This is a genomic window from Flavobacterium soyae, from assembly GCF_045348165.1.
Classification (GTDB): Bacteria; Bacteroidota; Bacteroidia; order Flavobacteriales; family Flavobacteriaceae; genus Flavobacterium; species Flavobacterium soyae.
In genome coordinates this window covers 130,231-143,961 of sequence record NZ_CP150845.1, presented here as the reverse complement: position 1 = coordinate 143,961, position 13,731 = coordinate 130,231, and the positions used below count along the sequence as shown (strand labels likewise).

10 protein-coding genes are annotated in these 13,731 nt (G+C 34.1%); 3 read left to right on the top strand and 7 right to left on the bottom strand.

Annotated elements, in window-relative coordinates:
- Positions 1–31: 31 nt before the first annotated feature.
- The 3 genes from rny to AABD74_RS00665 form a co-directional block, all read right to left on the bottom strand.
- Positions 32–1,591: a ribonuclease Y gene (gene rny, locus AABD74_RS00675; protein WP_232682672.1), complete on the bottom strand. Its 1,560-nt coding sequence runs from the start codon at positions 1,589–1,591 to the stop codon at positions 32–34.
- A gap of 208 nt (positions 1,592–1,799) precedes the next feature.
- The gene (locus AABD74_RS00670) at positions 1,800–2,093 is read right to left on the bottom strand and encodes a cell division protein ZapA (RefSeq protein ID WP_057124075.1); all 294 of its coding nucleotides are present in this window, start codon (positions 2,091–2,093) and stop codon (positions 1,800–1,802) included.
- 5 nt (positions 2,094–2,098) lie between these two features.
- Positions 2,099–2,389, bottom strand: a complete 291-nt coding sequence (locus AABD74_RS00665; protein WP_232682671.1) for a hypothetical protein — start codon at positions 2,387–2,389, stop codon at positions 2,099–2,101.
- 179 nt (positions 2,390–2,568) lie between these two features.
- Here AABD74_RS00665 and AABD74_RS00660 point away from each other — a divergent pair, with 179 nt between their 5' ends.
- The 3 genes from AABD74_RS00660 (at position 2,569) to AABD74_RS00650 (ending at position 7,538) form a co-directional block, all read left to right on the top strand.
- Positions 2,569–4,251 carry a M23 family metallopeptidase gene (locus tag AABD74_RS00660; protein WP_406844390.1) on the top strand — a complete coding sequence of 561 codons (1,683 nt, stop codon included), beginning with the start codon at positions 2,569–2,571 and terminating at the stop codon, positions 4,249–4,251.
- 11 nt (positions 4,252–4,262) lie between these two features.
- Positions 4,263–6,734: a carboxypeptidase-like regulatory domain-containing protein gene (locus AABD74_RS00655; protein WP_406844389.1), complete on the top strand. Its 2,472-nt coding sequence runs from the start codon at positions 4,263–4,265 to the stop codon at positions 6,732–6,734.
- Between the two features lie 84 nt (positions 6,735–6,818).
- The gene (locus tag AABD74_RS00650; protein WP_406844388.1) at positions 6,819–7,538 is read left to right on the top strand and encodes a hypothetical protein; all 720 of its coding nucleotides are present in this window, start codon (positions 6,819–6,821) and stop codon (positions 7,536–7,538) included.
- Between the two features lie 185 nt (positions 7,539–7,723).
- Here the strand turns inward: AABD74_RS00650 and AABD74_RS00645 are convergent, their stop codons facing one another.
- From AABD74_RS00645 to AABD74_RS00630, 4 genes are all read right to left on the bottom strand, one after another.
- Positions 7,724–8,425, bottom strand: coding sequence for a DUF2971 domain-containing protein (locus AABD74_RS00645; protein WP_232682667.1), 702 nt, complete (start codon positions 8,423–8,425; stop codon positions 7,724–7,726).
- Between the two features lie 334 nt (positions 8,426–8,759).
- Positions 8,760–10,589 carry an ABC transporter ATP-binding protein gene (locus AABD74_RS00640; RefSeq protein ID WP_232682666.1) on the bottom strand — a complete coding sequence of 610 codons (1,830 nt, stop codon included), beginning with the start codon at positions 10,587–10,589 and terminating at the stop codon, positions 8,760–8,762.
- Between the two features lie 283 nt (positions 10,590–10,872).
- Positions 10,873–12,600: a phospho-sugar mutase gene (locus AABD74_RS00635; RefSeq protein WP_232682665.1), complete on the bottom strand. Its 1,728-nt coding sequence runs from the start codon at positions 12,598–12,600 to the stop codon at positions 10,873–10,875.
- Between the two features lie 181 nt (positions 12,601–12,781).
- Positions 12,782–13,729 (bottom strand): glycosyltransferase family 2 protein, encoded by a 948-nt coding sequence (locus tag AABD74_RS00630; protein WP_232682664.1) that lies wholly within the window; start codon positions 13,727–13,729, stop codon positions 12,782–12,784.
- Positions 13,730–13,731: the final 2 nt, after the last annotated feature.

The following is a 13,731-nucleotide window of genomic DNA, read 5'->3' as shown; positions in this document are numbered from 1 at the left end:
GCCTTTTTAATTTTATATAACAGAAAGAGAATTATTTAGCAATGTTAACTGCTCTTGTTTCTCTAATTACAGTAACTTTTACCTGACCCGGATAAGTCATTTCTGTTTGGATTTTTTGTGAAATCTCAAAAGATAGATTTGCAGCATTATCATCAGAAACTTTTTCGCTTTCTACAATAACACGCAGTTCTCTACCGGCTTGTATTGCATAAGCATTTTTTACACCGCTAAATCCGTAAGCAACATCTTCTAGGTCTTTCAAACGTTGAATGTATGAATCCAGAACCTGACGTCTAGCGCCTGGTCTAGCACCTGAAATAGCATCACAAACCTGAACGATTGGTGATAATAATGATTTCATTTCGATCTCGTCGTGGTGTGCTCCAATGGCGTTGCAGACTTCTTCTTTTTCGCCGTATTTCTCAGCCCACTGCATACCTAATAATGCGTGTGGTAAATCACTTTCTGTATCTGGGACTTTACCAATATCGTGAAGTAAACCAGCTCTTTTTGCCAGTTTTACATTTAAGCCTAATTCAGCTGCCATGATACCGCAAAGTTTAGAAACCTCTCTTGAGTGTTGTAATAAGTTTTGTCCGTAAGAAGAACGATATTTCATTCTGCCTACAACTTTAATCAATTCCGGGTGTAAACCGTGAATTCCCAAGTCGATTACAGTACGTTTTCCAACTTCGATAATTTCATCATCGATTTGTTTAGCAGTTTTAGCAACAACCTCTTCAATTCTTGCAGGGTGAATACGTCCGTCAGTAACTAATTTGTGTAAAGACAAACGGGCAATTTCTCTGCGAACCGGGTCAAAACAAGAAAGGATAATAGCTTCCGGTGTATCATCAACAATGATTTCAACTCCCGTTGCAGCTTCAAGAGCTCTAATGTTACGACCTTCACGGCCAATAATGCGGCCTTTTACATCGTCAGATTCAATGTTGAAAACAGAAACGCAGTTTTCAACAGCTTCTTCCGTTCCAACTCTTTGAATGGTATTGATAATGATTTTTTTAGCTTCTTGCTGTGCCGTAAGTTTAGCCTCTTCGATGGTTTCCTGAATGTGAGACATGGCTTTGCTTTTAGCTTCGGCTTTTAAGCCTTCAACTAATTGCTCTTTTGCTTCTTCTGCAGAAAGTCCAGAAATTACTTCAAGCTGTTGTAATTGACTTTTGTGTAATTTGTCAACTTCAGCTTGTTTTTTGTCTAAAATTTCAATTTTGTTATTGTATTCTTCTGTTTTAGCTTCAAAATCGTCATTTACTTTTTTAGCCTTAGAAAGCTCATTAGAAACCTGAGATTCTTTATCACGCACGCGTTTTTCTACTTCGGCAACTTTTTTATCGCGTGCCAGAATAACTTGTTCGTGTTCAGATTTTAATTCGATAAAACGTTCCTTTGCCTGAAGTATTTTATCTTTTTTTATGTTTTCGGCTTCTAAATTAGCATCTTTTAAAATAGAAGCTGCTTCTTTTTTAGCATTTTTAATGAGGTTTGAAATATTACTTTTCTCGATAATTTTAGCTATTGCAAAACCTGCCGCAATACCTACAATACCAATAATGATCGTTATGATGTCCATGTTTGTTAGGGTTTATATATAAAAAAAGCCTACATTAATTGCTTGTATAAACTCGTAAAGACAAGTTTTGAGCTAACTCACTGTTCAAGTTTCCCGGTCAAAGCTGGGCATACTATAGTAGCGACGATTTGCTCATTCTAAATTGTTAGTGTTGAGTTTACCAATTGTGAACTAATGTAGGCAGTATCTTAGTTTATGTAAAGAACGTTTAATTTTCGAGATATTGATCTAAAAGCAAATTTAATCTTTTAATTCTTTCGATAGTTTCTTCGCCATCGATTGCGTTGTCAATTTGTTTTTGTTCCACCTGCGATGCAAACTGCAGTGCGCACATGGCTAGTACATCTTGTTTGTCGCGAACTGCGTAACTTTCTTCGAATTGCTTGATCATAGCATCAATTTTTTTTGAGGCGCTTCTAAGGCCTTCTTCCTGAGCCGGTTCAACCGTTAATGGGTAAACGCGGTCGGCAATTGATATTTTAATTCTAAGCTTTCCGTCCATGTTTTCTAATCTGATAGTTGTGCTATACAGTAATCAATTTCGCGAATTAATGAATTTATTTTAAGCTTTGTCTCTCTCTTGTTATTGTCGCTGCCGAGCAACGAATTGGCTATCTTAAGTGTTTCATATTGCTTTTTCAAAGCTTCCATTTCTTCAGATTGTTTCTGGATAATTTGCACGGCTTTGTCTAATTCTAATCGTAAATCCTGATTGTTTTTCTCCAGGCTTTTTGATTTTTCAAAAAGCTTCTCGACTTTATATTCAAGAGTATCAATTATTTCGGCAATTACACTCATTATAAATCCTTTTCATTACTTAATCATACAAAGTTAGTATTCCTTTTTATTAATGCAATTTTTTCTCGATTTTTTTGCATTAAAAATAGACAAATAAATGAATTTCAATCAATTGTGTTTTTGTGAGTTTTTCTTCGGTTTTTACCTGTTAATTTTTTACCTTAGCAAAAATGTTACTCATGAAATTTTTAATACTTGCCTTTTTATTTAGCCCTTTTCTATTCGCCCAGACACAATATCCTAAAGATTATTTTCGACCGCCTCTTGATGTTCCAATGCAGCTTTCGGGGAATTTTGGTGAGTTAAGACCCAATCATTTTCATGCAGGTTTTGACTTAAAAACGAATCAAAAAGAAGGATTAAATGTGTATGCGATTGCTGACGGTTATGTGTCAAGGATTAAAATTTCGACCTTTGGAAACGGAAAATGTATCTACATCACGCATCCAAACGGGTATACTTCTGTTTACGGACATCTACAGACAACTGTTGGGCCAATTCAGGATTATGTAAAAAAGACGCACTACAAAGAAAAGGCTTATGAAATTGAAATGCTCCTGAAACCAGATGAGCTTCCGGTTACAAAAGGACAGTTAATTGCGCTTTCCGGAAATACAGGATCTTCAGAAGGACCGCATCTTCATTTTGAAATTCGTGATACCAAAACGGAGTTTGTAATCAATCCGATATTCTTTGGCTTTGACCAAAATATTAAAGACACTAAGAAGCCAACATTATCGAGTTTGTATGTGTATCCATTGTATAATGCAACGGTTAACCAGTCCAAACAGCCATTGCTTGTAAACATGACGCTTCAAAAAGATGGAACTTATTTGGCAGCAAAAGTAAAAACAAACGGAAAAATTGGTTTTGGAATTAATGCCTCAGATACTGATGATGTTTCTTTTAATAAAAATGGGGTTTTTAATGTTTCAACATTTTTAAACGGAAACCAAAATTATAATTACCAATTCAATACCTATTCGTTTGATGAAATGCGTTACATCAACGCTTTTATCGATTATCTGCGATATAAAAAGACAAGCCAGCGCGTGCAGAAACTTTTTATGAAAACGCCTTTTGCATTGAGTATTATTAAAACAGATTCGCTGAGAGGGATAATTTCGGCTGTGCCAAATCTGACTTCCAATTATAGAATTGAAGTTTCGGATTATTTCGGAAATTCAAATTCGATTACAGTGCCAATTGAATATGATTTGGAAACGCCGCTTGTTCCGGCAGAACCTGTAACTTCAAAATATTTTGTTCGTTACAATAAAGATTCCAATTTTGAGAAAGATAATATGTCTGTTTTCTTTCCTGCCGGAACTTTTTACGATGACTTCAATTTGAATTTTGATGTAAAAAACAACAAAATTTATATTCATGATGATACTGTTCCGGTACATTCTAATTTTACAATTACGATAAAAGATACCGTTTACCCGGAATCTTTGAAGGATAAACTCTACATCGGAAAAGGTACCAGTTATAACGGAACTACAAGAAAAGGGGATGTTTTTACCGCTAAAGCAAAAATATTGGGAACGTATGGTTTAGTTCTCGATACCATTGCTCCGGTTATAAAAATCGCAAAACCTGTTGAAGGAAAATGGATCAGTGATCAGAAAAAAATTGAGTTTACAATTAGTGATTCTCTATCTGGAATAAAATCGTATAAAGGTTATTTAAACGGAAGCTGGGTTTTATTTGAATATGAAAATAAAAATAGAAAAATTACTCATATTTTTGACGATCAATATTTGACAGAAGGAGAAAACTTTTTAAAAATTGAAGTAGTTGATAATGTAGGAAATTCTACTATCTTTGAAACTCATTTTTTTAGAAGTCAACAAAAATAAACCCCAAATCATTGAATAAAAACAGGTTAATATTCGCTTTACTTTTCTTGTGTTTTAGTTTTACTTGTATTTCATTTGCTCAAAACGCTCATGTAAAAGGTATTATTTTAGATAATGAAAATCATCCTGTTTCGAATGTCAATATAACTTCGGGTAAAAATAATACACAGTCAGATGCGAATGGTTTTTTTGAAATTGATGTAATTTCTAATAAAAAGGCCTCGATTATTTTTACACATATTTCGTTAAAAATGATCAGCCTTACGGTTACTTTAAAACCGGATGAAGTTTTTGTTTTTAATCCTGTAATGAATAATTCGCAGGAGCAAATGGGAGAAGTTTTTGTTTCTTCCCGAAATAAAAAACGGGTTCAGGGAATCACGACTATAGAAACTGCCACTATAAAAAAGATTCCGGGAGCAAATGCCGGTATCGAAAATATTCTAAAAACACTTCCCGGCGTAAATTCAAATAATGAACTAAGCACACAATATGCCGTTCGGGGCGGAAATTATGACGAAAATTTAGTGTATGTAAACGAAGTCGAAGTTTATCGCCCGTTTTTAATTCGTTCAGGTCAGCAGGAAGGATTGAGTTTTACCAACACAGATTTAGTTCAGAACGTTGATTTCTCAGCTGGAGGATTTCAGGCAAAATTTGGAGATAAATTATCATCTGTTTTAGATATTACCTATAGAAAACCAACTCAGTTTGGAGCTTCACTCGAAGCAAGTTTTTTAGGAGGAAGCGCTTCTGTAGATTTAGTTTCTAAAAATAAAAAATGGTCGGCCGTAACCGGAGTTCGTTATCGAAATAACAGTTTATTAGTAAACAGCCAGGATACACAGACAAATTATACACCAACTTTTGCGGATATTCAAACCAGTATAAATTATGATATTTCTGAAAAATGGCAGGTTAGCTTTTTAGGAAATATTTCGGAGAATAAATATTTGTATCAGCCCTTAACCCGCGAAACCAAATTTGGAACCATCGATCAGCCAATGGCTTTGGCGGTTTATTATGAAGGCCAGGAAAAAGATCAATATGATACTTATTTCGGGGCTTTTAAAACAACTTACAAAGTTTCGCCTTCGCTGACTTTAAAGTTTATCGGTTCCTTATTTCATACGACAGAAAAAGAACATTTTGATATTTTAGCACAATACCGTTTAGGAAATGTTGATGCTGAGAACCCAACAGATGCATCGACAATTGATTTTACACGCGGAATTGGTTCGCAGTTAAATCACGCCCGAAATGATTTAGATGCTTTAATCGCAAATGCTGAAATTAAAGGTTTTAAAGACTGGAAAGAAAGTCAGTTAGAATTTGGATTAAAATATACCAGAGAATCAATCCGGGACAGAATTGTAGAGTGGGAAATGATCGATTCAGCAGGGTTTTCTATAAATCCGCCGTTGGTTATCCTGCCAAAAAATAATCAGCCTTATTCGCCTTATACAGGCCCGCTTTTGCCTTATCAGGATATTCGAGCCACGAACTTTAATACAATCAATAGATTTTCGGGTTATGCACAATGGAACAAACAGTCTGAACTGGGTTCGAGCCAGATTTGGTATCATATTGGAGCACGTTTTCAAAGCTGGAATGTTTCAGGAGCCATAGAAGAAGGAAAAAATCAGTTTGTGGTAAGTCCGCGTGCGCAGTTTGCCATAAAACCAGATTGGGATCACGATATGGTTTTCAGGATTTCAGGAGGATTATATCATCAGCCGCCATTTTACAGAGAACTTCGTGATTTGGACGGAGTTGTAAATCCAAATGTAAAAGCGCAGGAAGCAGTTCATGTTGTATTAGGAAATGATTATAATTTTAAAATGTGGAATCGCCCTTTTAAATGGGTGACAGAGGTTTATTATAAATCCCTTTCTGATGTAAATGTCTATTCGATAGATAATGTTAGAATTCGATATGTGGCCAATAACAATGCTAAAGCATATGCTCAAGGTCTTGATTTTAGGTTAAACGGAGAATTTGTGCCGGGAACGGAATCGTGGGTAAGTTTTGGATATTTGAAAACCGAAGAAAACTACGAAAACAAAGGTTACATCGCCCGCCCGACAGATCAGCGTTTAAAATTTGCGATGTTGTTTCAGGATTATATGCCGAATATTCCAAGTGTAAAAGTTTATCTTAATGTAGTTTATAATACAGGTTTGTCAGGCGGCGCGCCAGCATATTCTGATCCGTATTTATATCAAAACAGATTAAACGATTATAGAAGGGCTGATATTGGTTTTGCTAAAGTTTTTGTAGACAGCAGTACGCAGGGTTCAAAAACAAGCTGGTTGAAAAACTTCAAAGAATTAGCGATTGGACTGGAAATTTTCAATCTTTTCAATAATCAAAATGCGATTACAAATACCTGGGTTCGCGATGTGTATTCTAAAAATCAATATGCGATTCCAAATTATATGACTTCCAGAGTTTTTAATATAAAGCTTAATGCGAGATTGTAACTTCTGAATTTGTCCAGTAAAATTCAATAAAATCGAAAATTACAATCAAAAATAGTATATTTGATAATTGAATATAATTTGTCGATGAGAAAGTACTTTAAATATATAGCCTTAGCAATTGTTGGAACGTTAATTAGCTGTCGTGAAGAAGTTAAAAAACCAAAAGTAAGTTACGATGTGTCAAATAAAGTAAGTGTTACGAAAACAGATTCGACTCAGATTGAAGTTGCTGATCTGCCTATTCAGATGGAAGGAACAGATTATTTAATTCATCCGATTGGGGATTTAAGGGTTTTTGAAAAAGGTTCAAAAGCACGTTATGGATCTTCAAGTGTAAACGATGTAAGTTTTACAATCTCTAACTTAGGCGAATATGAAATTACGGGATATTTACAAAACTTGAAATTTCAAAAAACAGATTCAGATTCGATTCATGCTTTATCAGATAAACCTGTTTTGATTTTAACAGCAACGTATTTAAAAACGGTTGCAGATAAAACTAAAAATAAAGTTATGGTATACACTTTAACAGATTCTGATACCAACAAAGATGGTAAAATTGATACCAGTGACATCAAAACTTTATATTTAAGTAATATCAGTGGAGAGAATTTTACAAAAGTTTCAGCAGATCTTCAGGAATTGGTAGACTGGAGTTTGATTGAATCTAAAAACCGTTTGTATTTTAGAACTATTGAAGATACGAACCAAAATGGTCAGTTCGATAAAAACGATGTACTGCATTACAATTATATCGACTTAGCTTTTAAAAAATGGGAAGTGAAGAGCTACAAGCCTATTTAAAGGGTTTAGCCACAGATTACACAGATTAAAAGGATTTTTTTTAATTCTGAAATATAAAAGAAAAGCATTTAAAAATTAAATCTTAATTTTTAAATGCTTTTCTTTTTAAACTAATAATCCTTTTAATCTGTGTAATCTGTGGCAAAAAAAACTTAGAACCTTAGCATCTCAGAACCGTAGTATCTTTAGATCAATATATCGCTTTCTAAATCCGATTTTTCAATTTCAAAACCAAAGTCTAAGCGTTCTACCAATTCGATTACCAGTTTTTTATACCAGTTTTCAGATTTTGGGTGAATGTATATTTTCTCAATTAATTGATTGATATCAACATTAATTTTTAATCCGTCGTTTAGTTTGATGTCACTTTTTGAAGTGTCGGTAAGAATACGTACTTCGCGTTCGTATTGAAAACTTTTTCTTTTGAATAAAAAAGGAAAGAATAAATCTTCAAACGGAATATATTCTTTTTTATAATCAATGTAATTTACTTCGCCAATATACTGATCAAAATTATTCTCAGGCTTTAAAGCTTTTTGCAGTCTTCCAATTGTAGACTGAATTGCTAAACCTTCGCTGTTTTGGGTAAAAATCTGCCACATTGCAAACGATTCGTATTCGTTAATATGCCAGCTGCTTACAGCAACCTGCTCGCGATGCGTTTTGTAATAATTTAAAAAGTCGGGATTGTCAACGGCAAGTTTTTTAATCTCTTCATAAGTCGGCTCACTAAAAGTACCTTCATATTGATCTTCAAACTTGTCAGATCGCGACATGAATAGTTTTTTAGAAAGCAGTAAATCAAGAAATTTAGATAGGTCAAGATATTTCCAGACAATAGTATTAGGATCGGCCGGCAGTTTTATGTTGGGGTTGTTAAGATACATTTTCCATAAGAATTAAATGATTTTAACCCGTTGGGTGTAATTATTTTTAACACATAGAAACATAGAATTATTGAACATAAGAAAGGCGTTTCACTTGTATTAACAACACATAGCTATGTGTGAGAAACAAGTTTCTTTTTGATTTACTTTTTTCAAAAACATAAGATCTATGTCTCTATGTGTTTAATTATTATTTTTTTATGTATTACGCCCAACGGTTTGATTTTAATCTTTACTACCTAAAGTTATAAAATAAAACACAGATTAAAGAAATTAAACTGAGTTTTAATATTTCCTTAATCTGTGTAGATTGTTTGGTTATTATGTATAAGTCTTAAGATTCGAAAGACTGCATGGTAACCAGTTTATTGTAAGTTCCGTTGTGTGCAATTAATTGATCGTGAGTTCCCTGTTCAACGATTTTTCCTTTTTGCATTACTACAATAACATCTGCTTTTTGAATAGTCGAAAGTCGGTGTGCAATTACAATCGAAGTCCTGTTCTGCATCATGTTTTCAAGCGCAACCTGAACAAATTTTTCGCTTTCAGTATCTAATGCTGATGTTGCCTCATCCAGGATCATAATCGGCGGATTTTTCAATACCGCTCTAGCAATAGATAAACGTTGTTTTTGCCCGCCTGAAAGTTTGTTTCCGCTGTCTCCAATGTTTGTATAAATTCCTAAAGGTAAATCTTTAACAAACTCATACGCATTGGCAATTTTAAGTGCATCGATAATTTCATCATCTGCAGCGTCTAATTTTCCTAATGCAATATTTGCTTTGATAGTATCATTAAATAAAATACTGTCCTGAGTAACTAATCCCATTAAACTGCGAAGCGAATGCAGGTTCATATCTTTAATATTGATGTTGTCAATAGAAATTGAACCTTCGCTTACATCATAAAAGCGGGTTAATAAATTCGCAATGGTGCTTTTCCCACTTCCTGATTGACCAACAAGAGCAACAGTTTGTCCTTTTTTAATTTGAAGAGAAAAATCTTTTAAAACATTTTCATTTTCATATTTAAAGTTGATATGCTGAATGCTTATATCGCTATCAAAAGTTGTTTTTTCTATCGCATCAACTTTGCTTGTAATAGGGTTATCCTGATCTAAAATTTCCAAAACACGTTCTGCTGCGGCATTTCCTCTTTTTACACCGTATGAAGCTTTAGAAATTGCCTTTGCAGGAGTTAAAATATTATAAGCTAATCCCATGTAAGCAATAAAAGCAGCACCATCTAAAGTTTTATCAATTAAAACCATTTGACCTCCGTACCAAAGTAAAACGGCAATTACCGTAATTCCCATAAATTCACTGGCTGGCGAAGCTAAGTTCTGACGGTTGCCAATACTGTTTGATAAATTAAAAAAACGTTCTGTAGAGTTTTGAAAAACATTATTGAAATAATTTTCAGAGTTATAACCCTTAACTACTTTTAATCCGCCAATAGTTTCTTCAATAGTAGATAAAAAAGTTCCTTGTTCCTGCTGTGCTTTTGTCGATTGTTTTTTAAGCTGTTTCCCTATTAATGAAATAATATAACCAGAAACCGGAATAAATATAAAGACAAACAAAGTTAATTTCGGGCTGATAATTAACATTGTAACAATGGTAAAAATAATAGTAAGAGGCTCTTTTACAATAAGCTCCAAGATGGCCAAAAAGGAAGTCTGAACCTCATTTACATCGGCAGAAATTCTGGAAATTACATCTCCCTTTCTTTTTTCAGAATAAAAAGCCAAAGGCAGTTCGAGTGTTTTTTTGTACATCGCATTTCGCATATCTCTTAAAACACCATTTCGTAAAAAAGTGATAAAAAACATAGCGGCATAATCGGCTAAGTTTTTTAATAAAAAGATCGAAATTATAATGGCTACCATAATGGATAAAACATACCCGGATTCGTGTGTGCCTTTTGTTGTTGTAATGTAGTAGCTTAAATAATCTTCGCCATATTGCTGGATTTTCATAATTCCGTGAAATACCGGTTTTACTGTGTTTTGCTTTGTTTTATCAAATAAAACCTGAAGCATTGGTATTAAAGCTACAAACGAAAGTGTGCTGAAAAGTGCATACAAAACATTGAAAAAGATGTTTAAGAACGCATATTTTTTATATGGATATATAAAAGGAACTATTTTTTTGAAATTACTCATTTATTTTTGAATATTATTTTCTGCTATGGCAATGCTCTTTCGAGTTTTTAGCAATATTTTTTTTGTTATAACTACTAATTTGTTCTGGCGATTTTTTCACTGCACAAAATTAATCCAATTGGTTTGTTTTCAATTTTTTTTTAGTTTTTTTTTATTAAAAAACTCCGATTTGCATTTGTTCTAAATGTAAACCAGAGTCCTAAAATATCAAAATTTAATCAGTTGAGCAGATATTCTCTGCTCAACTGTGATAGGTATTTTAAAGAGTTTATCACTCGTTTTTTTATTTCAATTGCATATCTGCAATGATATTCTGTATTTTTTTGTCTAAGAAACTTTCGGCGGCATCAAAATCTAAAACCGATTCTAATTCGGCATTTACGCTGATGTAGAATTTAATTTTAGGTTCGGTTCCACTAGGTCTTGCACAAATTTTAGATCCGTCTTCTGTGTAATAAATCAATACATTCGATTTCGGAATATCCATTTCAGATACTTCATTTGTCAATAAATTCAATGCTGTCGATGATTGATAATCTTCAACCATAATTACACGCTGACCGTTGATTTCTTTCAGAGGATTTTCACGTAAATCAATCATCATCTGATTAATTTCCTGTAAACCTTCCATTCCTTTTTTAGTCAGTGAAACTAAATATTCTTTGTAGAAACCATTTTCAACATAAAGTTGTAAAAGTTCTTTGTAAACAGAGCTTCCCGCAGCTTTTGCCTGAGCAGCAACTTCGCATATTAATAAGGTGGCAGCAACGGCATCTTTGTCTCTTACAGCATCGCCAACCATAAAACCAAAACTTTCTTCACCTCCGCCAATAAACTGAAGTTCAGGAAAATCTTTGATCATTTTAGCGATCCATTTAAATCCTGTTAATCCAACTTTGCATTCAACGCCATAGCTTGTAGCTAGTTCCATCATCATTGGAGTCGAAACAATAGTTGAGCCTACAAATTGTTTACCGTTAATTTTTCCGGCTTTTTTCCATTGTTTTAAAAGGAAAGAAGTCATTAAAATCATCGTTTGGTTTCCGTTAAGCAAAATCATTTTACCGTCGTTGTTTCTAACCGCAACACCTAAACGGTCACAGTCAGGATCTGTACCCACAACGATATCAGAATTTGTTTTGTCTGCCAGGGCCAAAGCCATTGTCAAGGCCTCAGGTTCTTCTGGGTTTGGAGATTTTACAGTTGGGAAATCTCCGTCTGGGACTGCCTGCTCCGGTACAATATGAACATTTTTATATCCAGCCTGAGATAAAGTATCAGGAATAGATTTTATAGAAGTTCCGTGCAGTGAAGTAAAAACAATATGCAGATTATCTTTGGCTTCAGCCGGAGTGTTAAAACCTGCGTTTTCGATAGACGATTTCACAAACGCTTTATCAATTTCAGTATCAATATATTGAATTAAACTTTCGTTTGCGCTGAACTTAATTTTATGGTACTCTAAGTTTTCAATTACGTTAATGATTTCAGCGTCTTGTGGAGGAACAATTTGTCCGCCATCCTGCCAGTACACTTTATATCCATTGTATTCTGGTGGGTTATGCGAAGCCGTAAGAACAATTCCGCATTGGCATCCCAAATATTTAAGTGCAAAAGACAATTCTGGAGTAGGTCTTAAATCTGAGAATAAGTAAACCTGAATTCCGTTTGCCGAAAAAACATCAGCAACCACTTTTGCCAAAGTATTACTGTTATGACGGCAGTCGTAAGCAATAACAACTTTTAAAGGCTGGTTTGGAAAAACCTCATGTAAATAATCAGATAAACCCTGAGTGTTTTTTCCAAGTGTATATTTGTTAATCCTGTTGTTTCCTACGCCCATAACGCCGCGCATACCGCCGGTTCCAAATTCAAGGTTTTTATAAAAACTTTCCTCAAGATCCTTTGGCGAAGTAGTCATTAATTCTTTTACCGCTGCCTGCGTTTCCTGATCAAATGTTGGCGTCAGCCATTCGTTTACTGCGTTTAATATATTAGGTGCAATATTCATTTTAAATGTATTTTTAATGTTCTAAATTAAAGATAAGATTTTTCAGGAACCAATTATTTTGTCAGTTCACTTTCGCTCGTGTCCGCTGTCTGCTTTATTCCCGATTAATAAAAACTACAGCTAAAAAGCTTTGTTTTTTTAAATTGGGAGATGCCGTTTCCTTGATGGCTGGGGCTTTACGTTAAAAATTAACCTCTCGTGATATTTTATAACGTGCTTCGTTGCTTTTGGTACGCAGAATAATTTCGCCCAAAAAGCCGGCTAAAAATAACTGCGTTCCTATAATCATTGCTGTTATTGATAAATAAAAATGAGGTCTTTCTGTAATTAATCTGCTGGTTTTGTTAATAAATAACTTGTCGATTCCTAAATACAAGGCAAGTAAAAACCCAATTAAAAACATGATAGATCCCAATAAACCAAATAAGTGCATTGGTCTTTTTCCAAATCTTGATAAAAACCAAATTGTAATCAAATCCAGAAAACCGTTTATAAAACGATCCATTCCAAATTTAGTTTCGCCATATTTACGAGCCTGATGAATTACTACCTTTTCTCCAATTTTATTGAAACCGGCGTTTTTTGCCAAAACCGGAATATATCGGTGCATTTCGCCCGAAACTTCAATGTTTTTTACAACGGCATTTTTATAGGCTTTTAATCCGCAGTTAAAATCATTCAGCTCAACACCAGAAGTTTTTCTGGCAGCCCAGTTAAATAACTTTGAAGGTAGATTTTTTGCTACAACAGAGTCATAACGTTTCTTTTTCCAGCCCGAAACCAAATCGAACCTCTCTTTGGTAATCATTTCGTATAATTCAGGAATTTCATCCGGGCTATCCTGCAGATCGGCATCCATAGTAATGATAACATCACCTTTTGCTTTTGCGAAACCAGCATGCAGGGCCTGCGATTTTCCAAAATTCTTCATGAAACGAATCCCTTTTACATTTGGATTTTCGTTAGAAAAACTTTCAATAATATTCCAAGAATCATCCGTACTTCCATCATCTACAAAAATGATTTCATAAGAGTAATTGTTAGACTGCATCACTTTAATAATCCATGTGTAGAGTTCTTGAAGCGATTCCTCCTCGTTTAGAAGCGGTATAAGTATAGATAGATTCATTT

Bases quoted from the DNA above. Each gene is read 5' to 3' on its own strand.
- rny (WP_232682672.1), bottom strand. From the start codon at position 1,591: ATGGACATCATAACGATCATTATTGGTATTGTAGGTATTGCGGCAGGT.
- AABD74_RS00670 (WP_057124075.1), bottom strand. From the start codon at position 2,093: ATGGACGGAAAGCTTAGAATTAAAATATCAATTGCCGACCGCGTTTAC.
- AABD74_RS00665 (WP_232682671.1), bottom strand. From the start codon at position 2,389: ATGAGTGTAATTGCCGAAATAATTGATACTCTTGAATATAAAGTCGAG.
- AABD74_RS00660 (WP_406844390.1), top strand. From the start codon at position 2,569: ATGAAATTTTTAATACTTGCCTTTTTATTTAGCCCTTTTCTATTCGCC.
- AABD74_RS00650 (WP_406844388.1), top strand. From the start codon at position 6,819: ATGAGAAAGTACTTTAAATATATAGCCTTAGCAATTGTTGGAACGTTA.
- AABD74_RS00645 (WP_232682667.1), bottom strand. From the start codon at position 8,425: ATGTATCTTAACAACCCCAACATAAAACTGCCGGCCGATCCTAATACT.
- AABD74_RS00640 (WP_232682666.1), bottom strand. From the start codon at position 10,589: ATGAGTAATTTCAAAAAAATAGTTCCTTTTATATATCCATATAAAAAA.
- AABD74_RS00635 (WP_232682665.1), bottom strand. From the start codon at position 12,600: ATGAATATTGCACCTAATATATTAAACGCAGTAAACGAATGGCTGACG.
- AABD74_RS00630 (WP_232682664.1), bottom strand. From the start codon at position 13,729: ATGAATCTATCTATACTTATACCGCTTCTAAACGAGGAGGAATCGCTT.